This window comes from Frankia sp. Mgl5, assembly GCF_023242985.1.
GTDB lineage: Bacteria > Actinomycetota > Actinomycetes > Frankiales > Frankiaceae > Parafrankia > Parafrankia soli.
On sequence record NZ_JALKFY010000240.1, the window covers coordinates 1 to 252 of the forward strand.

1 protein-coding gene is annotated in these 252 nt (G+C 54.4%); it reads left to right on the top strand.

Translation table 11 applies throughout. The features are described from left to right. Positions 1-194 (top strand): threonine/serine exporter family protein (locus tag MXD62_RS09180; protein ID WP_248828942.1); only part of this gene is annotated, 194 nt, incomplete at its 5' end. Positions 195-252 lie beyond the last annotated feature (58 nt).

The window sequence follows — 252 nt, forward strand, 5'->3', positions numbered from 1 at the left end:
TCCCTTTTCTGCATCTTGATCTAATGATTGTCGGTACGATGCTGCCGCTCTTTCCTGGTATCGCCGTAACGAATGCGCTTCGCGATCTCATGGCGGGTGACTTGATGGCGGGAATCGCCCGTGGAGTGGAAGCGGGGTTAACAGCTTTGTCGGTAGCGGTCGCGACAGCAATCATTCTTTCGTTTGCGAGGTGATTCCATGGTGGTCTGGTGGCAGGGGCTTGGCCTTAGTTTACTTTCGACAGTGGCGTAC